This window comes from Pseudomonas putida (assembly GCF_030159595.1).
In the GTDB taxonomy this organism is placed as follows: Bacteria; Pseudomonadota; Gammaproteobacteria; order Pseudomonadales; family Pseudomonadaceae; genus Aquipseudomonas; species Aquipseudomonas putida_AC.
In genome coordinates, this window is sequence record NZ_BSKJ01000006.1 from 116791 (window position 1) to 136872 (window position 20082).

General features: G+C 62.6%; 20 protein-coding genes. 6 read left to right on the top strand and 14 right to left on the bottom strand.

Going from position 1 to position 20082, the window contains the following annotated elements; genetic code table 11:
• Positions 1–36: 36 nt before the first annotated feature.
• The 10 genes from pdxJ to rpoE form a co-directional block, all read right to left on the bottom strand.
• Entirely contained in the window at positions 37–759 is a 723-nt protein-coding gene (gene pdxJ / locus QQL85_RS15150) for a pyridoxine 5'-phosphate synthase (RefSeq protein WP_434482139.1), read from the bottom strand.
• Between the two features lie 61 nt (positions 760–820).
• Positions 821–1504, bottom strand: a complete 684-nt coding sequence (gene recO, locus QQL85_RS15155; protein WP_284354329.1) for a DNA repair protein RecO — start codon at positions 1502–1504, stop codon at positions 821–823.
• A 171-nt stretch (positions 1505–1675) separates the two neighbouring features.
• The gene (gene era / locus QQL85_RS15160; RefSeq protein WP_016498176.1) at positions 1676–2578 is read right to left on the bottom strand and encodes a GTPase Era; all 903 of its coding nucleotides are present in this window, start codon (positions 2576–2578) and stop codon (positions 1676–1678) included.
• On the bottom strand, positions 2571–3260 hold the full coding sequence (gene rnc, locus QQL85_RS15165) for a ribonuclease III (protein WP_284354330.1): 690 nt from the start codon (positions 3258–3260) through the stop codon (positions 2571–2573). Before rnc ends, era begins: the two co-directional genes overlap by 8 nt.
• 162 nt (positions 3261–3422) lie before the next feature.
• A complete protein-coding gene (gene lepB / locus QQL85_RS15170) occupies positions 3423–4277 on the bottom strand; it encodes a signal peptidase I (RefSeq protein ID WP_016713698.1) in 855 nt (284 codons plus the stop codon).
• A gap of 5 nt (positions 4278–4282) precedes the next feature.
• Positions 4283–6082 carry a translation elongation factor 4 gene (gene lepA / locus QQL85_RS15175; protein ID WP_284354331.1) on the bottom strand — a complete coding sequence of 600 codons (1800 nt, stop codon included), beginning with the start codon at positions 6080–6082 and terminating at the stop codon, positions 4283–4285.
• 181 nt (positions 6083–6263) lie between these two features.
• Positions 6264–7661, bottom strand: coding sequence for a DegQ family serine endoprotease (locus tag QQL85_RS15180; protein WP_434482140.1), 1398 nt, complete (start codon positions 7659–7661; stop codon positions 6264–6266).
• Positions 7662–7870: 209 nt separating this feature from the next.
• Positions 7871–8836, bottom strand: coding sequence for a MucB/RseB C-terminal domain-containing protein (locus QQL85_RS15185; RefSeq protein ID WP_284354333.1), 966 nt, complete (start codon positions 8834–8836; stop codon positions 7871–7873).
• 12 nt (positions 8837–8848) lie between these two features.
• Complete coding sequence (locus QQL85_RS15190) at positions 8849–9439, bottom strand: sigma-E factor negative regulatory protein (RefSeq protein WP_284354334.1); 591 nt, start codon at positions 9437–9439, stop codon at positions 8849–8851.
• Between the two features lie 31 nt (positions 9440–9470).
• Positions 9471–10052: an RNA polymerase sigma factor RpoE gene (gene rpoE, locus QQL85_RS15195; protein WP_003252049.1), complete on the bottom strand. Its 582-nt coding sequence runs from the start codon at positions 10050–10052 to the stop codon at positions 9471–9473.
• Positions 10053–10486: 434 nt separating this feature from the next.
• Here rpoE and nadB point away from each other — a divergent pair, with 434 nt between their 5' ends.
• A complete protein-coding gene (nadB, locus tag QQL85_RS15200) occupies positions 10487–12091 on the top strand; it encodes an L-aspartate oxidase (protein ID WP_284354335.1) in 1605 nt (534 codons plus the stop codon).
• 56 nt (positions 12092–12147) lie between these two features.
• Here the strand turns inward: nadB and QQL85_RS15205 are convergent, their stop codons facing one another.
• Both QQL85_RS15205 and QQL85_RS15210 read right to left on the bottom strand, forming a co-directional pair.
• Positions 12148–12606, bottom strand: a complete 459-nt coding sequence (locus QQL85_RS15205) for a protein YgfX (protein WP_284354336.1) — start codon at positions 12604–12606, stop codon at positions 12148–12150.
• Complete coding sequence (locus QQL85_RS15210) at positions 12590–12844, bottom strand: succinate dehydrogenase assembly factor 2 (protein WP_003252043.1); 255 nt, start codon at positions 12842–12844, stop codon at positions 12590–12592. The genes QQL85_RS15205 and QQL85_RS15210 overlap by 17 nt, the downstream gene beginning before the upstream one ends.
• A gap of 133 nt (positions 12845–12977) precedes the next feature.
• On the opposite strand from QQL85_RS15210, the gene QQL85_RS15215 reads away from it, so the two are divergent.
• Both QQL85_RS15215 and QQL85_RS15220 read left to right on the top strand, forming a co-directional pair.
• Positions 12978–13919 carry a YgfZ/GcvT domain-containing protein gene (locus QQL85_RS15215; RefSeq protein ID WP_284354337.1) on the top strand — a complete coding sequence of 314 codons (942 nt, stop codon included), beginning with the start codon at positions 12978–12980 and terminating at the stop codon, positions 13917–13919.
• A gap of 55 nt (positions 13920–13974) precedes the next feature.
• The gene (locus QQL85_RS15220) at positions 13975–14781 is read left to right on the top strand and encodes an HDOD domain-containing protein (protein ID WP_284354338.1); all 807 of its coding nucleotides are present in this window, start codon (positions 13975–13977) and stop codon (positions 14779–14781) included.
• Between the two features lie 127 nt (positions 14782–14908).
• Here QQL85_RS15220 and QQL85_RS15225 read toward each other — a convergent pair whose 3' ends face one another.
• Both QQL85_RS15225 and QQL85_RS15230 read right to left on the bottom strand, forming a co-directional pair.
• Positions 14909–16288, bottom strand: a complete 1380-nt coding sequence (locus QQL85_RS15225) for a sensor histidine kinase (RefSeq protein ID WP_284354339.1) — start codon at positions 16286–16288, stop codon at positions 14909–14911.
• Positions 16281–16952, bottom strand: a complete 672-nt coding sequence (locus QQL85_RS15230) for a response regulator (RefSeq protein ID WP_284354340.1) — start codon at positions 16950–16952, stop codon at positions 16281–16283. The genes QQL85_RS15225 and QQL85_RS15230 overlap by 8 nt, the downstream gene beginning before the upstream one ends.
• A 200-nt stretch (positions 16953–17152) precedes the next feature.
• On the opposite strand from QQL85_RS15230, the gene QQL85_RS15235 reads away from it, so the two are divergent.
• From QQL85_RS15235 to QQL85_RS15245, 3 genes are all read left to right on the top strand, one after another.
• On the top strand, positions 17153–18442 hold the full coding sequence (locus tag QQL85_RS15235) for an OprD family porin (protein ID WP_284354341.1): 1290 nt from the start codon (positions 17153–17155) through the stop codon (positions 18440–18442).
• Positions 18443–18488: 46 nt separating this feature from the next.
• A complete protein-coding gene (locus QQL85_RS15240) occupies positions 18489–19469 on the top strand; it encodes a Bug family tripartite tricarboxylate transporter substrate binding protein (RefSeq protein ID WP_003252023.1) in 981 nt (326 codons plus the stop codon).
• 151 nt (positions 19470–19620) lie between these two features.
• Positions 19621–20079, top strand: a complete 459-nt coding sequence (locus QQL85_RS15245) for a tripartite tricarboxylate transporter TctB family protein (protein WP_284354342.1) — start codon at positions 19621–19623, stop codon at positions 20077–20079.
• The last annotated feature ends 3 nt before the right edge of the window (positions 20080–20082 follow it).

The window sequence follows — 20082 nt, forward strand, 5'->3', positions numbered from 1 at the left end:
AGCCCGCGAAGAGGCCGGCACTGGCGACTAAAAATACTAGCGCGAAGCCGCCACGATCAATGCCTTCATCTCGGCCACAGCAGCCTTGAAACCTACAAACAAGGCATGCGCCACCAGCGCATGGCCGATGTTCAGCTCATTGATGCCCTTGATCGCCGCCACCGCCTCGACGTTGTGGTAATGCAGCCCATGACCAGCATTGACGATCAGCCCCTGCCCCACGCCAAAGGCCACGCCATCGACGATGCGCTTGAGTTCATCAGCCACTTCAGTCGGGGTTTCGGCATCGGCATAACGCCCGGTGTGCAGTTCGATGGCCGGCGCCCCCACCCGGCGCGAGGCCTCGATCTGCCGTTCGTCAGCATCGATGAACAGTGACACCTCGGCCCCGGTACGCGCCAGGCGCTCCACGGCTGCCTTGATTCGCGCTTCTTGCCCGGCCACGTCCAGGCCACCTTCGGTGGTCAGCTCCTGACGGGTTTCGGGGACCAGGCAAATGTGCGCCGGGCGGATCTTCTCGGCAAAGGCCATCATCTCTTCGGTGACGCCCATCTCGAAGTTCATGCGCGTCTGCAGCACATCCTTGAGCAGCACCACGTCACGCTCCTGAATGTGACGGCGGTCTTCACGCAGGTGCACGGTGATGCCATCGGCGCCCGCCTCTTCGGCGTCCAGCGCAGCCTTGACCGGGTCAGGGTATCGCGTGCCCCGGGCCTGGCGCAGGGTCGCCACATGGTCGATGTTTACGCCAAGAAGCATGCGGTTGCTGTGAGTCACGAAAGGCTCTCCTGAAGATTGAGCCCCACAGCATACGTCGTGATCAGCGCTTGCGAAACAGTTCCCGGCTGACCAACGGTTTTGCGCCCAGGTGAACCGCCAGTGCCTGGCGCATCAGACGCTTGGCAGCGAGCAAAGCGCCTGGGGTGTCCCAGTCTGCGTCGGCCAGGGCCAACAGCTCGATGCCGCGAAACAGACCGGGTTGCACCAGCTCGACCCGCTCCAGGCCGGCATCCACACGCAAGCGGTAGAGGCCGTCTGCAGCGATGGGTTGGTCGTTGACGTCATGGTTCAACGCGAACGCATAACCGAGTTCGTCCAGCAGCCGCCATTCGAACGAACGCAGCAGCGGCTCCAATGGGCGCCCGGCGCCCAACGCCTGCAAGGTCAGGGCGTAGTGCTCGAACAGGGTCGGGAACGGCGCTTCGGCGGGCAGCAGGCGCATGAGCAATTCATTGAGGTACAACCCGCTGAACAGGGCATCACCATGCAACCAGGCGGCGATGCCGGCGCTGTCCATCCGCCCGACATTCTTCAGCTCGCCACGCCCGCGCAGCTCCACCTCGAGCGGCACGAACGGCCGCACCAGGCTGCCGCCCTTACCGCGCGCACGGCGCAGTACGGCGCGCATGCGGCCCTGCGGCGTGAAGAAGTCCACCAGCGCGCTGGTTTCCTTGTAGGCACGGCTGTGCAGCACATAGGCTGGCTGGCCGACAGGTTGTTCCATGGAAGATCAATAACTCCCTGCGGCCCGGTAAAACTGCACATTGGGGCTGCGATGCAGCCCATCGCCGGCAAGCCAGCTCCCACAGGTACTGCGCATGGCTTGAGGTCGATGCGGTCGGGGTGGGAGCTGGCTTGCCGGCGATGGGCCGCACAGCGGCCCTGATAGTATTGCTTACAGGTCGCCGTAGCCCAGCGAGCGCAGGGCGCGCTCGTCGTCGGACCAGCCGCCTTTCACCTTGACCCACAGGTTGAGCATGACCTTGGAGTCGAACAGCACTTCCATGTCCTTGCGCGCCTCGGAGCCGATGCGCTTGATGCGCTCGCCCTTGTCACCAATGATGATCTTCTTCTGACCATCACGCTCGACCAGGATCAGCGCGTGAATATGCAGCACATGGCCCTGCTGCTTGAATTCTTCGATTTCCACGGTGATCTGGTACGGCAGCTCCGCACCCAGCTGGCGCATGATCTTTTCGCGCACCAGTTCAGCGGCCAGGAAGCGACTGCTGCGGTCGGTGATCTGATCTTCCGGGAAGAAATGATCGTTTTCCGGCAGGTGCTTGGCGATCTGGGCTTCCAGCGCCTCCAGGTTGTGCCCCTGCTGTGCAGAGATCGGCATCACCTCGGCGTTCGGCAGTTGCTCCTGCAGCCACTGCAAGTGCGGGATCAACTCGGCCTTCTCTTCCATGCGGTCGGTCTTGTTGACCGCGATGATCAGCGGGCCGGTCACATACTGCACGCGCTCCAGCACCAGTTGGTCCTCGTCGGTCCACTTGGTGCGGTCGACCACGAAGATCACCACATCGACGTCTTTCAAGGCCGCCGAGGCGTTGCGGTTCATGTAGCGGTTCAAGGCTTTGTCGTTGGCCTTGTGCATACCCGGGGTGTCGACGTAGATCGCCTGCACATCACCTTCGGTCTTGATACCGAGCATGTTGTGGCGGGTGGTCTGCGGCTTGCGCGAGGTGATCGCCAGCTTCTGGCCCAGGATGTGGTTGAGCAAGGTCGACTTGCCCACGTTGGGGCGGCCGACAATGGCCACGTAGCCGCAGCGAGTCGGGTTGTTATCAGTCATTGCCATTCTCCACGCCCAGGGCGATCAGTGCGGACGCGGCAGCGACTTGCTCGGCAATACGCCGGCTAACGCCCTGACCACGGCTCTTGTTGTTCAGCAGCACGACTTCGCATTCGACGAAGAAAGTACGGCAGTGCGGTTCGCCCTGGATATCCACTACTTCGTAACGCGGCAGCTCACAGCTGCGCGATTGCAGGAACTCTTGCAGGCGGGTTTTCGGGTCCTTGTTGGTATCGACCAGGGTCAGGCCTTCGAACTCGTCGGCCAACCAGGCCAGGACACGCTCCCGGGCGGTTTCCATGTCGGCGTCCAGGTAAATGGCGCCGATCAATGCCTCCAGGGCATCGGCCAGGATCGACTCGCGGCGAAAACCGCCGCTCTTGAGCTCACCCGACCCCAGGCGCAGATACTCACCCAGGTCGAAACCACGAGCCAGGCGGGCCAGGGTTTCGCCCTTGACCAGACGCGCACGCAGGCGCGACAGCTGGCCTTCGCGGGCCTGCGGAAAACGCTCGAAAAGCGCTTCGCCGGCGACGAAGTTGAGAATGGCGTCACCGAGAAACTCCAGGCGCTCATTGTTGCGCCCGGCGTAGCTGCGATGGGTCAGCGCCAGGAGCATCTGGTCCTGGTTCTTGAAGGTATAACCGAGCTTTCGCTCCAGATGGGCAAGGGAAGCACTCATACGGCCACCCGTTGGTTGTTCAACGCGTTGTTCAAATCAACATCCTGAAAGACTGTTTGGCTGTGGTGCGCCGCGCGTTGCGCGACGAATCTCCCGATCCCTGAGAACACAGCCTATGTCAGAAATGCATTCGGCGCTGTCTGCTGGACAGCGCCGAGGGTATCAATGGATCAGACCAACCCGCGACAGGTTGGGCAGGTGGCTGAGTTTGGGCTCTGGCCAGCTCATCCACACCGCGAAGGCCTTGCCGACAATGTTCCGGTCAGGAACCATGCCGTGCAGTTCCTTGGGAATGTTAGGGTCATCCCAGAAACGGCTGTCGTTGGAGTTGTCGCGGTTGTCGCCCATCATGAAGTAATGGCCTGCCGGCACGGTCCACTGCTGGTCCGGCGGCATGCGATAACGGCTCATTTCCTTGCGGATCAGGTGTTCGGCCTCGCCGAGCTTTTCCTTGTACAGCTCGGCGCTGCCCAAGGTGCCCGGCTCGGTGCCCACCAGTTGTTCGGCAATCGGCTGGCCATTGACGAACAGCCGCTTGTCGTTGGTGTAGCGAACCACATCGCCCGGCAAGCCGACCACACGCTTGATGTAATTGACGTTCGGGTCGCTCGGGTAGCGGAACACCATCACATCGCCGCGTTGCGGGTCACCCACCTCGATGACCTTCTTGTCGATCACCGGCAGGCGAATGCCGTACGAGAACTTGTTCACCAGGATGAAGTCGCCCACTTCCAACGTCGGCTTCATCGACCCCGAAGGGATCTGGAACGGCTCGACCAGGAACGAGCGCAGCACCAGCACGATGAACAGCACCGGAAAGAACGACTTGCCGTACTCGACCAGCAGCGGTTCCTTGTTCAGGCGTTCGACCACGGCCATCTCGGGCTGGCTGACGCTGCCCTGATAGTTGGCGATTGCCGCACGCCGGCGCGGCGCCAGGAACAGCAGGTCAATCAAGCCCAACAGACCGCAGACGAAGACGGCGATGACTAGCAACAGCGGGAAATTTAGCGACATAGGACCTAGCTATCCAACCTGAGCACGGCGAGGAAGGCTTCCTGTGGAATTTCCACGTTGCCTACCTGCTTCATGCGTTTCTTACCGGCCTTCTGCTTCTCCAGCAGCTTCTTCTTACGGCTGACGTCACCACCGTAGCACTTGGCCAGTACGTTCTTTCTGAGCGCCTTGACGGTTGTACGCGCGATGATCTGGCCGCCAATGGCTGCCTGGATCGCCACGTCGAACATTTGCCGAGGGATCAGTTCCTTCATCTTCTCGGTCAACGCACGGCCTTTGTAGGCCGCGTTGTCGCGGTGCACGATCAATGCCAGGGCATCGACCTTGTCGCCGTTGATCAGTACATCCAGCTTGACCAGGTTGGCCGACTGGTAGCGATCGAAATGATAGTCCAGCGAAGCATAGCCGCGGCTGGTGGACTTGAGACGGTCGAAGAAGTCCAGCACCACTTCGTTCATGGGCATGTCGTAACGCACCTGCACCTGGCTGCCGAGGAACTGCATGTCGCGCTGCACGCCACGCTTCTCGATACACAGGGTGATGACGTTACCCAGGTGCTCCTGTGGCACCAGGATGGTCGCGGTGACGATCGGCTCGCGGAAGTCGGTGACGGACGAGACATCAGGCAGCTTCGACGGGTTGTCGACGATGATGGTTTCGCCGGTCTTGAGTTCGAGCTCGTAAATCACACTCGGTGCGGTGGTGATCAGGTCCAGGTCGTATTCGCGCTCCAGGCGCTCCTGGATGATCTCCATGTGCAGCATGCCGAGGAAGCCACAACGGAAGCCGAAACCCAAGGCATCGGAGCTTTCCGGCATGTACTGCAGCGACGAGTCGTTCAGGGTCAGCTTCTGCAATGCATCGCGGAAGTCCTCGAAATCGTCGGAGCTGACCGGGAACAGGCCGGCGTAGACCTGTGGCTGGATTTTCTTGAAGCCCGACAGCACTTCGACCTCTGGGGTCGAGGACAAGGTCAGGGTGTCACCCACTGGCGCACCGTGAATGTCCTTGATGCTGGCGATGATGAAGCCCACTTCGCCGGCTTTCAGGTCAGCGGTCTGGGTGTGCTTCGGGGTGAACACGCCCACGCTGTCCACCAGGTGCACCTTGCCGGTGGACTTGACCAGAATCTTGTCGCCTTTCTTGACGCGGCCCTGGCGCACGCGCACCAGCGAGACCACGCCCAGGTAGTTGTCGAACCAGGAGTCGATGATCAGTGCCTGCAAGGGGGCATCGATCTCGCCTTCCGGAGCAGGGATCGTTTGCACCAGGCGCTCGAGCACTTCGTCCACGCCCATGCCGCTCTTGGCGCTGCAGGCCACGGCGTCGGTGGCGTCGATGCCGATGATCTTCTCGATCTCGTCCTTGACGCGGTCCGGGTCGGCCTGGGGCAGGTCCATCTTGTTCAGGACAGGCATGACCTCCAGGCCCTGCTCGATGGCGGTGTAGCAGTTGGCCACGGATTGGGCTTCGACGCCCTGACCGGCGTCCACTACCAGCAACGCGCCTTCACAGGCCGCCAGCGAGCGCGAGACTTCGTAGGTGAAGTCGACGTGGCCGGGGGTGTCAATGAAGTTCAGCTGGTAAGTCTTGCCGTCTTGCGCCTTGTAGTGAAGCGTGACGCTGTGGGCCTTGATGGTGATACCGCGCTCACGCTCCAGGTCCATGGAATCAAGCACCTGGGCTTCCATTTCGCGTGCCGACAGGCCACCGCACATCTGGATGAAACGGTCGGCCAGCGTCGACTTGCCATGGTCGATGTGGGCGATGATGGAGAAATTGCGGATATGACTCAAATCACTCACAGGTCAACACTCGAAAAGGCTGCGAGCCGGACGCCCGCCGAAAAATAGCCGGGAATTGTACCTTAAGCTGCTGGGATATGGGAGATTCCTCTGTCCGACTGTACACAGCAATCATCCCTGCAATTGTGAAAAATCATGAAAAAGGGCAGCCGAAGCTGCCCTTTTTTCCTTGTCAGACCGCTTATTCAGCGAGCTTGAAGGTAATGAAGCTGGCACGCCCCTGACGCAGTACGCGCATCGACACCGAACGGTTCTTCGGCAGCTCCTTGGCGATTTCGGTGAATTCCTTGGCCGAGCCGATGGCCTGGTTGTTCAGGTGGCTGATGACATCACCCGGACGCAGGCCGATCAGCGCTGCCGGGCCATCCTGCACTTCCTTGATGACCACGCCGCCTTTGAGCTCCAGGGATTTTTTCTGCTCGGCGGTCAGGTCGGCGACCGATACGCCCAGACGGTTGCTGCTGCGCTCGGCACTGCCTCCGGTCCCCGTGCCGATGTCGGCATCGTCGTCCGGCAGTGCGCCGACGCTGATGTCCAGGTTCTGGCGCTTGCCGTTGCGGATGATTTCCAGCTTGGCCTTCTCGCCATCCTTGAGGCCGCCCACCAGGTGCGGCAGGTCGGCCGACATGACGATCGGCTGGCCATTCATGCTCAGGATCACGTCGCCCACCTGCAGGCCGCCTTTGGCTGCCGGCCCGTTTTCCAGCACCTGGGCCACCAGGGCGCCGGCCGGTTTGTCCAGACCGAAGGATTCAGCCAGGTCCTTGTTGACCTCCTGGATGACCACGCCCAGCCAGCCACGGCTGACCTTGCCATCTTTCTTCAACTGGTTGGACACGTCGATTGCCACGTCGATCGGGATGGCGAAGGACAGGCCCATGAAGCCGCCGGAGCGGGTGAAGATCTGCGAGTTGATGCCCACCACCTCGCCCTTCATGTTGAACAGCGGGCCGCCCGAGTTACCCGGGTTGATCGCCACGTCGGTCTGGATGAACGGTACATAGGTGTCATTGGGCAGGGTACGCCCCTTGGCACTGACGATACCTTTGGTCACCGAGTGGTCGAAGCCGAACGGCGAACCGATGGCCAGCACCCACTCGCCGACCTTGAGCTTCTCGGAATCACCCAACTTCACGGTCGGCAGGTTCTTGCCCTCGACCTTGAGCAGGGCCACGTCGGTACGCGGGTCGGTGCCTACCAGCTTGGCCTGCAGCTCGCTACGGTCCGACAGGCGGACAATGATCTCGTCGGCATCGGCCACCACATGGTTGTTGGTGAGCACATAGCCATCGCTGGAAATGATGAAGCCCGAACCCAGCGACTGAGCCTCGCGCTGGCGGTCACCGCGCGGCGAGCGCGGCTGCTGCGGCATGTTGCGCTCGAAGAACTCGCGGAACATCGGCGGCAGGCCTTCCAGGTCCGGCATCTGCCCGGCGGCGACGCGGTCGGGCAGCTTCTGCTTGGTACTGATGTTGACCACGGCTGGCGAGGCCTGCTCGACCAGGGTGGTGAAGTCCGGCAGGGCTTCCTCGGCCTGGGCGGTGAGCACCTGGCCGAGCATCAGCACGGCGGCGAACATCGTTAGGTAGGATTTCAAGCGTGGTATTGACATACGGCTCCCGTCACAACGAGCGGTAGTTTAGAAAGACCCCTGCACAAAGCAGGAAAGGCCAGGCTCCTGAGAGCCTGACCTATAGAAAATTTGCCGGTGGATTGCAAATGACAATGCTTTAATTTCATTTCAGCCGTATGTCCGCCTGCCTTGGCACAGCCCGCAAAAGCACGCCATCACTGGCGCGCCTGGGCATCCTGAGGGCGCATCGACAACGCGACGCGTTCTGCCGTACCCAGCGGGATTTCGCCGACCACAGTCACCATCACCTTGCCCTTTGGCGTATTCAGGCGGCGTGAAACGGCCGACGTCGGGCCGAGTTGAGTGCGCATGTCGGTGCCGCCATCATCGTTTACCGGCTCGAGAAATACCGAGAAACGCGCCAGGCCATCGTCATACATCAGGCTGCTGACCGAACTGTTGCGCTTGGGGTCGCGACGCACCGAGCTGTTGACCAGCTCGAACCCGGGCGGCAGCCAGTCCGAGCGCCAGCCAGCCACGCTGTCATTACTGACGGGCGCGGTATGCTGCACAGGCTTGCAGGCAGCACTGGGGCGCAAGTCGTCGTCACTAGGCGGCTCGTCGGTATCGAGGCGGGTCATCTGGAAGCGCTCCAGCAACTGCCCTTTGTCGTTGAGCATCAACGAGCGCAGTGGCAGGCCGGTATTACGGTCCAGATGCAGTTCGAAGGCGTAGCGATGCTGGTCGCGGGGCGTGAGCGTCACGATCACGGCGTCGCGCCCGGCAACCCGTGACTTGCCCGCCACGCTCAAATCGTACCAGCCCATCAGTTTCAGCGGATCAAGCACACGCGGCGCGGTGTCCGGCGGTGCCGCAACACTGCTCACCAAGGCCCCGCTGACACACTCCACCTTCCCATCCGCGCGCACGATTTCCTGGGCGGCGCCATCGAGCTGCAACAGCCGCTCGCTGACCTTGCCGTCTTCGACCCTGTGCCAGATATCGTGGGAAGAGAAACTGCCGTTGCGTTCGTAGACGAAAGAGCCTTGGTAGCTCTGCTTTTGCTCGGCCTGTGCCAGCTTGTTCAACCACTCGCTCGCCTGGGGCGAAGAGTTGGCCGCCAATGCTGGCACCGTCATGCAGCTGCCAATCAGCAGCGACAGGAGAGGTAGCGCGCGCATGATCCTCCTTACTTAACGGTTTTCCAGGCTGGCGGCGCGGGCATACGGCAATGCGGTTTCAGTGCCCTTGAGCGCAGATTCCTGGGCATGCTGGCGCAGGTAACCTGGCAGACGCTGATCCCAGCCGGCCTGGTTCTGCAGCACGCCGTTGGCCATCGGCCCGGTCGGTTGCTCACTGCTCTCACTATAGCCTGCCAAAACAGCCGGACCCTGGGCTTGTGGCACACTCAGGCCTTGTTGGGCAGGCTGCTGGGCTGCCAGCTCGGCACCCGTGATTTCATCCTGGTTGTACATGCGAACACCGGCCAGCACCGCAACGGTGACCGAAGCGGCTACCGCCAGGCGACCAATGGTGCGCCATGGGCCCTTTTTGACCTTGGCCGGCACAGCCTCGTCGGCCAGCGCCGCAGACACCGCCGAAGCGATATCCAGGTTAGGCAGCAGCAGCTCCTTGTGCATGGCTGCACGGGCAACCTGATAACGCGACCAGGTGGCACGGGTTTCGGCATCGTCGACGGCGCTCAGCACCCGACGCAACTCCAGTTCGTCCGCTTCGTTATCCATCACCGCGGACAGCGATTCCTGCAAAGCTTCACGACTCATGGCGGTTCCTCTCTTGGCTATCGCCGCTGTCTCAGGTTTCCTGCAACAACGGCTGCAGGGCTTTGTCTATGGCCTCCCGAGCGCGGAAGATTCGAGAGCGCACGGTACCCACCGGACATTGCATGACACTGGCAATGTCTTCGTAACTCAGTCCGTCGAACTCGCGCAGGGTCAATGCCGTACGCAGGTCTTCGGGTAGCTGCTGGATGGTGCGATGGACGGTGCCTTCGATTTCATCCCGCAACAACGAGCGCTCTGGGGACTCGAGATCCTTGAGGCCATGATCGCCGTCGTAAAACTCCGCATCCTCGGAGCTCACATCACTGTCTGGCGGCCGTCTTCCACGCGACACCAGGTAATTCTTCGCCGTGTTGATGGCGATGCGGTACAGCCAGGTATAAAACGCACTGTCACCGCGGAAATTGCCAAGCGCACGGTAGGCCTTGATGAAGGCTTCCTGTGCTACATCCTGGGCCTCGTGGGTATCGTGAACGAACCGCACGATCAACCCGAGAATCTTGTGCTGATACTTCAGCACCAACAGATCGAACGCTCGCCTGTCACCGCGCTGAACACGCTCGACAAGCTGCTGATCCTCTTCCTGGGTTAGCATGAACACTCCTCAGTGAACTCGAAGGAGCGTTGCAACAGCCATCGTTCAGGCTTGCAACCATAGACTCGGGCTTTACGCAAAAGTTCTCCCCTCCAAGCAAGTTTCCTGCAGCCCTTGGTCGGCTTGCACGGAAGACGCGGCGCGGTCACGGCCGGCTACGTCGATAATCAGGTTTCGAATACGCAGGAACAGCCCGGACAGGCCTGCCGCCCTGCGTCGCCGCGGCAAATTGTGGCGTACGGGCAGCCTTCATAGGATTTCCGGCCATGCCGGAAAGTTCCCGCAAAGGTTGTCGCGACCTGGCAAGTGGCATGGAAATTGGCCACCCGGGGCTGCTATAAAGACATCCCGGCCAAGTTTAACGATAGTTTCACAATGCCATCTGCGCGTGACTATTGTGCCGCGCCCCTTCCAAAGATTACTAGTGTCCCGACATGAGCCAACAATTCCAACATGATGTCCTGGTGATCGGCAGCGGTGCCGCCGGTCTCAGCCTGGCACTTAACCTTCCCAGCCACCTGCGCGTTGCCGTGCTCAGCAAGGGCGACCTGGCCAATGGATCGACCTTCTGGGCCCAAGGCGGTGTCGCTGCGGTGCTGGACAACACCGATACCGTGCAATCGCACGTCGAGGACACCCTCAATGCCGGCGGCGGCCTGTGCAATGAAGAGGCGGTGCGCTTTACTGTCGAACACAGCCGCGAAGCCATCCAGTGGCTGATCGAACAAGGTGTGCCCTTTACCCGTGACGAGCATTACAGCGTCGACGACGGCGGCTTCGAGTTCCACCTGACGCGTGAAGGCGGTCATAGCCACCGGCGCATCATCCACGCCGCCGATGCCACCGGCGCGGCAATCTTCACTACGCTGCTGGAACAGGCACGCCTGCGCTCGAACATCCAGCTGCTGGAGCAGCGCGTGGCGGTCGACCTGATCACCGAACGCCGCCTGGGGCTGCCTGGCGAACGCTGCCTGGGCGCCTATGTGCTCGACCGCAACACCGGCGAGGTGGACACCTTCGGTGCGCGCTTCACCGTGCTGGCCACGGGGGGTGCAGCCAAGGTCTATCTCTACACCAGCAACCCCGATGGCGCCTGTGGCGATGGCATCGCCATGGCCTGGCGGGCCGGCTGCCGAGTGGCCAATCTGGAATTCAACCAATTCCACCCGACCTGCCTGTACCACCCGCAGGCCAAGAGCTTCCTGGTCACCGAAGCCCTGCGCGGTGAAGGCGCGCTGTTGCGCCTGCCCAACGGTGAACGTTTCATGCCGCGCTTCGACCCACGCGAAGAGCTGGCCCCACGCGACATCGTGGCCCGTGCCATCGACCACGAGATGAAGCGTCTGGGCGTGGACTGCGTCTACCTGGACATCTCCCACAAGCCGGCCGATTTCATCAAGAGCCACTTCCCCACCGTGTACGAGCGCTGCCTGACGTTTGGCATCGACATCACCCGCCAGCCAATCCCGGTGGTACCGGCGGCGCACTACACCTGCGGCGGGGTGATGGTCGACGACCGCGGCCACACCGACGTACCCGGCTTGTATGCCATCGGCGAAACCAGCTTCACCGGCCTGCACGGCGCCAATCGCATGGCCAGCAACTCGCTGCTGGAATGCTTCGTCTACGGCCGCGCCGCCGCCGCAGACATCCAGACCAACCTGGAGCAAGTGGGCATGCCCAAGGCCCTGCCGGGCTGGGACGCCAGCCAGGTCACTGACTCGGACGAGGACGTGATCATTGCGCACAACTGGGACGAACTGCGACGTTTCATGTGGGACTATGTCGGCATCGTGCGCACCAGCAAGCGCCTGCAGCGCGCCCAGCATCGCATTCGCCTGTTGCTGGATGAAATCGACGAGTTCTACAGCAACTACAAGGTCAGCCGCGACCTGATCGAACTGCGCAACCTGGCGCAGGTGGCCGAGCTGATGATCCTGTCGGCGATGCAGCGCAAGGAAAGCCGTGGGTTGCACTACACCCTGGATTACCCGGGCATGCTGGATGAGGCCAAGGACACCATCCTTAGCCCGCTCTGAAATCGGCATCGCGGCCTTCGCGGGCTTGCCCGCGAAAAAGCTAGCCGGGTCATGATCTATGCCCGGCTCACCTCGGCCCAGCGCCGTCGGCTGAATTTCAACCGCACCCGCAAGCGCCGATGCTCGTCAGCCGCCAGCGCATCCTGCGGTATGCACTGGCTCTCCCCCACCCATCGCCCTGCACGCTCAAAGCGCAACACCACCAGCCGCGGCAAGGCCACGCTATCCCGACACAAACGCACCGGTTGCCAGCCACGCGCACGGCTGAACACATGCCAGCCGCGCACATCACGGCGCAGGCCGACGACGGCATGCGCATGGGTCAACAGGATTCGACGGGGAATCGCCCAGCCAGCGTGGGCAATACAGGCGGCGACAATGAAAAAGGCGAGCCACCCTGGCAACGGGCTCGCCCACACGGCAAGCCACGCCAGCACCTGGCAAACCAGATAGGCCGCTAGCAGCAGGCGCGAGCCTTGCCAGCGGCACTCGAAGCACTCACTTGGGCTGGACACGGTCCAGAATGATGCGAACCATGCGCTGCAGCTCCGGGTCTTCAGACTCGGTGCGTTCCATGAACCAGCCGAACATGTCCTGATCCTCGCAGCTCAACAGACGCACATACAGTTCGCGGTCAGTCTCGTTGAGGGTGGGGTAGACTTCCTGGGTGAAAGGCACCAGCAGTACGTCCAGTTCCAGCATGCCACGGCGGCTGTGCCAGAAAAGCCGGTTGAGTTCAGTTTGTTCGACCATGGGGCCCTCCTCGAATGGCCCGCCAGTATACAGCCAGGCACGCGAAGCGACACCGGGCGTTGGTCTAGTCACCTACCTATTTTGTTACCGGCGTTCTATGATGGCCGCCAGTCTTTAGCCACCGCGATGACCCATGGCCGATTCCGCTTTCTTCTGCCCCCTGTCCCACGAGGGCATCCTCGCCGTCCGCGGCTCCGATGCAGGCAAGTTCCTGCAAGGCCAGCTGACCTGCAACATCAACTACCTCAGCCAGGAACACGCCAGCCTCGGTGCCCGCTGCATGGTCAAGGGGCGCATGCAATCGAGCTTCCGTATCCTGCCCGAGGGCAATGGCTACCTGCTGGCCATGGCCAGTGAACTGCTCGACGCGCAACTGGCCGACCTGAAGAAGTACGCCGTATTTTCCAAGGCCACGCTGACCGATGAAAGCGCCGCCTGGGCACGCTTTGGCCTGCAAGGTGGCGACGCTGCACTGCAAGCGCTGGGGCTCGACGTCCCCGCAGCTGCCGGCAGCACAGTGCGCCATGAGGGCCTGATTGCTATCGCTGTTTCTGCAGGCCGCGTGGAGCTGTGGGTGCCGGCAGACACCGCCGACACGGTGCGCGTGGCACTCGCCAGCGCGCTGCCTCTGGGCAGTCTCAACGACTGGCTATTGGGGCAGGTTCGCGCCGGTATCGGCCAGGTCATGGGGCCGACCCGTGAGCTGTTCATCCCGCAGATGATCAACCTGCAAGCCGTCGATGGTGTCAGCTTCAAGAAAGGCTGCTACACCGGCCAGGAAATCGTCGCCCGCATGCAGTACCTGGGCAAGCTCAAGCGCCGGCAGTACCGCCTGGCGCTGGACCAACAGGCCATCCCGGCGCCGGGCGCCGAGATCTTCTCGCCCACCCATGGTTCGTCAGTCGGTGAAGTGGTCATTGCTGCAGGCAACGGCGCAGGCTGTGAACTGCTTGCGGTGCTCAGCGCCGAGGCGGTGGAAGATGACAACTTGCACCTGGGTAGCCTCGAAGGCCCACGCCTGCAGGTATTGACCCTCCCTTACGAACTGGACCGCGACCGGGAAATCCAGCGCTGACCAGCCTGCCCCGCCCCTGTGGCGGGGCCGCACCACCACTGCGGTAGACACGCCCATGAACAAGCTGGCCGAGATGGTTCAAGCACAGTTGCTCGATGCCATCGAAAAGGATGACCTGGTCCTGCCGACCCTGCCCGAGGTTGCCTTGAGCATCCGTGAGGCAGCGGAAGACAGCGAGATCAGCGTTGCGGCCCTGAGCAAGGTGATCGGTCGCGATGCGGCTCTTTCAGCGCGCCTGATCAAGGTAGTCAACAGCCCGCTGCTGCGCGCAGCGGTCGAGGTCACCGACCTGCACACCGCCATCACGCGGCTGGGCATCAACTACAGCTGCAACCTAGCCATCGGCCTGGTGATCGAGCAGATTTTCCACGCCCGCGCGCCGGCGGTCGAACAAAAAATGCGCGATATCTGGGTCAACAGCCTGGAAGTGGCGGGCATCAGCTACGAAGTCTGCCGGCGTTACACGCAACTCAAACCGGACCAGGCCACCTTGGGCGGGCTGGTCAATCAGATTGGCGCACTGCCGGTGCTCATCTACGCCCAAGAGCATAACGAACTGCTGTCCGACCCGGTTTGCCTGCATTATGTGATCGAGCAGATCCAGCCGGTGCTGGGGGACAAGATCCTCAAGGCCTGGGAGTTTCCGGAGCAGTTGGTCAACCTGCCCAGCCAGGTTCAGGACCTGGACCGGCAGACTGACAAGGTCGACTACATCGACATCGTGCAGATTGCCCGCTGCATCAGTCAGCGCGGTCGCCACCGGCCGCTGGCGGCACTGCCGGCGTACCGCCACTTGGGGTTGCCGTTTGGTACTGAACTGGAGGTGGATGAACTGCTTGAAGCGCGAAGTATGCTCCGCTGACTTGCTTCAGCCTGTGCCGGCCTCTTCGCGGGTAAACCCGCTCCCACAAGAATAGCGCTGCCTTCTGATCTGGCGCAGTACCTGTGGGAGCGGGTTTACCCGCGAAGAGGCCGGCACAGGCAACTCATCAATCCGCGATAAAACTCACCCGCACCCGCAGCCCGCCGTTCTCGCCATCATGCAGGCTCACCTGCGCCAGGTGCGCCCGGCAGATCTCACCGACAATCGCCAGCCCAAGCCCGCTCCCTTGCGCACTGCGCCGGTAGAACCGCTCGAAAACCCGCTCACGCTCAGCCTCGGGAATGCCCGGCCCGTCGTCTTCCACCTCCAGCACCGCTGGTGCCACCACCCGCAAAATCACGTTGCCGCCAGCCGGCGTATGCGCCAGGGCATTGTCCACCAGGTTGCTCAACAGCTCGTTGAGCAGCGTCGGCTCCCCCTTCAGCCACACCGGCGCCTCGGCCTCCAGGGCCAGCGCAACGCCGCGTTTGTATGCCAACGGCGCCATGGCCATGCCCAGTTCACGGGCCAGCTGGCTCAGGTCCAGGCGCTGTGCACCACCTTCGGCAATCGCCCGCGCGCCGTTCTCGACGCGCGCCAGCGACAACAACTGGTTGGCAAGGTGGGTCAGGCGGTCAGTGCCCTGGGCCGCAGATTCCAGCGTCTGCCGCCACTCTTGCGGCTCCGACGAGCGCAGGCCCAGTTCCACACGCGCCTTCAAGGCAGCCAGCGGCGTACGCAATTCATGGGCGGCATCGGCAATGAACTGCGCCTGGCGCTCGAACTGGCCGCGCAAGCGCTCGGTAAAGTGGTTCAAGGCCCGCACCAGAGGGCCAAGCTCACGCTGCACCTGCACCACCGGCAAAGCCCGCAAATCATCCGGCTGGCGCTCCTCCACCGCCGAACGCAGTCGCTCCAGCGGCCTCAACGCCGCACTTACAGCAAACCACACCATGACCAGTGCGCCCAGCGCCAGCATCCCAAGGCGCAGCAGGGTATCGGCCATCAACCCGCGTGCCATGCGTACCCGTGCTTCCTCGGTTTCGGCCACGCGGATTTCCGCCATACCGTTCATGTTCGGCTCGCTCACCGCTTTCAGCAGGCTGACAACGCGCACGTCCTGGCCGAGGTAGGTGGCGTTGTAGAACCGCGCCAAGGCCGGGTAATCGTCAGTGCGCGGCGTGCCCGGCGGCGGTGGCGGCAGGTTCTCGTAACCGGAAATCAGCCGCTGCTTGATGTCCAGCACCTGGTAGTAGATGCGCCCGGCGCTGTCGTAGGCGAAGGTGTCCAGTGCCACATAGGGCACATCCGCACTCAGCGAGCCGTCACGCTGTGACAGACCTGCGGCAATGGTCCGCGCCGAGGCCAGCAAGGTGCGATCGTAGGCTGTGTCGGCGGCTTCGCGGCCATTCCAGTAGGCGCTCAGGCCGCTGGCCAGCATCAGCACCACCAGCAGCAAGGCCAGGTTGCCCAGCAGGCGCCCGCGCAAGCTGCCGTTGTCACGCATCGCGGTGCTCTAGCAGGTAACCCAGGCCGCGGAAGGTGACGATGGCCACCAGGTGCCCGTCGAGTTTCTTGCGAAGGCGGTGGATGTAGATTTCGATGGCGTCGGGGCTGGCTTCCTCGTCCAGGCCGAACACCTGGGCAGCCAACTGCTCTTTGCTCATCACCCGGCCCGGGCGGGCGATCAACGCTTCCAGCACGCTCTGCTCGCGTGACGTCAGGGTCAGGTTGTCAGCGCCCAAGGTGAAGCGTCGGGTATCCAGGTCGTAGACCAGCGGCCCGCAACGCTGCTGCCGCTCGCCACCGAGCACACTGCGGCGCAGCAGAGCCTTGACCCGTGCTTCCAGCTCGGTCAGTTCGAACGGTTTGGCCAAGTAGTCGTCGGCGCCCAGGTTCAGGCCATGGACCCGGTCCTTGACGTCGCTGCGCGCGGTCAGCATCAGCACCGGCACGGTCTTGCCACGGCCACGCAGGCGCGCCAGCACCTCGAAACCGTCCATGCGCGGCAAGCCGACATCCAGCACAGCCACGGCGTATTCCTCACTGGCCAGGGCCAGGTCGGCAGCCACGCCGTCATGCAGCACATCCACGGTCAGGCCGTGGCTTTTCAAAGCCTGGGCCACGCTTTCGGCCAGTTGCAGGTGGTCTTCGACCAGCAGCACACGCATCGGATTCTCCCTGCTCGGGTGGGACGGTGGCGCGGAGTGTACCGCTGTCGCGGAGCCTGTGAAGCCCCTTGTAACAAACCTTTCTCACTGAAAGGTTAGCGAAAGGTTCGTTACCTAGCATCGCACCACGGTCGCCCTTCGCGCCGAAAAAAGCACCCGCAAGGTGCAACGAATAAGAACAATAAACGGAGTCATCGACGATGCTGTCATCGCAGCCGCAGGCGTTCGCGCCTACCCGTTCCTTTGCCGCACGCCCCTCTGCCATCGCCAGCGCCCTCGCGCTTGCCGGTGTCGCCCCGATGAGCCAGGCCGCCTTCTTCGAAGACAGCACGGCCACCTTCGAAACCCGCAACATGTACTTCAACCGCGACTTCCGCGACGGCACCAGTGCGCAGCAATCCAAGCGCGACGAGTGGGCCCAGGGTTTCATGCTCAATTTCGAGTCCGGCTACACCGAGGGCACCGTAGGCTTCGGCCTGGATGCACTGGGCATGCTCGGCATCAAGCTCGACTCCAGCCCCGACCGCACCGATACCGGCCTGCTGCCGACCCACGACGATGGCAAAGCTGCCGACGAGTACTCCAAGCTTGGCCTGACCGGCAAAGTGAAGGTATCCCAGACCGAACTGAAGATTGGCACCCTGATCCCCGAGCTGCCGACCCTGCAACCCAACGACGGGCGCATCCTGCCGCAAACCTTCGAAGGCGGCCTGCTCACCTCGAAGGAAATCAAGGGCCTGACCTTCACGGGCGGGCGCCTGGACAAGGCCAAGGACCGCAACGACACCAACTGGGAAGACCTGGCGCTGAACAACAAGAACGGCCGCTTCGGTGGTTCGTTCAATGCCGACAACCTGGCCTTGGGCGGTCTGGACTACCAGTTCACCGACCGCATCACCGGCAGCTACCACTTCGCCCAGCTCGACGACATCTACCGCCAGCATTTCATTGGCATGGTCGCCACCCAGCCATGGGGCCCGGGTACCTTCGGCGCCGACCTGCGCCTGGCCGTGAGCGACGACGCGGGTGCCGCCAAGGCCGGCAACATCGACAACACCACCGTCAACGGCATGCTCAGCTACGCCCTGGGCGGACACAAGGTCAGCGCCGCCTGGCAGCAGTTGTCGGGCGACAGCGCCTTCCCGTATGTCGATGGCGCCGACCCGTACCTGGTCAACTTCGTCCAGATCAACGACTTCGCCGGTGCCGACGAGCGTTCCTGGCAAGCGCGTTACGACTACAACTTCGCCGCCCTCGGCGTGCCCGGCCTGACCTTCATGACTCGCTATATCAGCGGCGACAACGTCAGCCGCGCCGCCGGTGGCGAGGGCAAGGAGTGGGAGCGCAACACCGAGCTGAAGTACGTGGTACAAAGCGGCCCGTTGAAGAACGTCGCCGTGCGCCTGCGCAACGCCACCTTCCGCTCCAACTTCGCCCGCGATGCGGACGAAGTGCGGCTGCTGGTGAGCTACAGCGTCGCGCTTTGGTAATCCAATAGCACTAATCCAATAACAAAAACGCTCACGGAGATAGACGATGACCTTTTCACTGCGCCGCCTCGTCCTCGCTACCGGCTGCCTGCTGTTGGCCGGTAACGCCCTCGCTGCCGAACCGAAACGCCCAGAATGCATCGCACCCGCCTCGCCCGGCGGTGGCTTCGACCTGACCTGCAAACTGGTGCAAAGCGCCCTGGTACAGGAAAAGATCCTCAGCAAGCCGATGCGCGTCACCTACATGCCAGGTGGCGTCGGCGCGGTGGCCTACAACGCCGTGGTCGCTCAGCGCCCGGCCGATGCCGGCACCCTGGTGGCCTGGTCCAGCGGCTCGTTGCTCAACCTGGCCCAGGGTAAGTTCGGTCGTTTCGATGAGAACGCGGTGAAATGGCTGGCCGCTGTCGGCACCAGCTACGGCGCCATTGCGGTGAAAAGCGACTCGCCCTACAAAACCCTCGATGACCTGGTCGCGGCGTTGAAGAAAGACCCGAGCAAAGTGGTGATCGGCTCCGGCGGCACCGTGGGCAGCCAGGACTGGATGCAGACCGCCTTGATCGCCAAGGCTGCCGGCATCAACCCGCGTGACCTGCGCTATGTGGCCCTGGAAGGTGGTGGCGAAATCGCCACGGCGCTGCTGGGTGGCCATATCCAGGTCGGCTCGACCGACATCTCCGACTCCATGCCGCACATCCAGAGCGGCAACATGCGCATCCTTGCGGTGTTCTCGGAAAACCGCCTGGACGAGCCCGAGATGAAAGACATCCCTACCGCCAAGGAACAGGGCTACGACATCGTCTGGCCGGTAGTGCGCGGCTTCTACCTGGGGCCGAAGGTGAGCGACGAAGACTATGCCTGGTGGAAGGCTTCGTTCGACAAGATGCTGGCTTCGGAAGACTTCGCCAAGCTGCGTGACCAGCGCGAGCTGTTCCCGTTCGCCATGACCGGCGAAGAGCTGGACGGCTATGTGAAGAAGCAGGTGGCCGACTACAAGGCACTGGCCAAGGAATTTGGCCTGATTCAGTAAGTAGTCAACGCCCCGTCACCGATCTCTGTGGAAGCGGGCTTGTCCCGCGAAGTCAGCACCGCGATGCATGGCACCGGCTTTGCCGGTGTTCGCGGGGCAAGCCCGCTCCCACAGAATCCGCGTCGTTCAGAATAACAACGAGGATTCCCCAATGATCCTGCAACGCATCTTCGCCCTGGTCCTGCTAGCGGTGTGCGCCGCCCTGGCCGTGATGGCCTGGCCCTACCAGGCGGCGTTTTCCTATGAGCCGGTGGGCCCGCGGGCCTACCCCCTGCTCATGCTAGGCCTGATGAGCCTGGGCCTGCTGTACCTGGTGTTCCGCCCCACGCCCATCGTGCGCAAGGACGATGAACCGGAACTGGACCGCGAAACCCTGACCAAGATCACCGCCTGCGTGGGCCTGCTGATCGTCTTCGCGGCCACCTTCGAAGCCCTGGGCTTCATCCTCAGCGCCATCCTGGTCGGCCTGCCCATGGCCCGCCTGTACGGCGGCCGCTGGCTGCACAGCGCCATCGTGGTGATCGGCATGAGCGTGCTGCTCTACTGGCTGTTCGACCGCGTGATGGACGTGCCCCTGCCCCTTGGCCTGCTGAGCGTACTGGAGAACTGACAC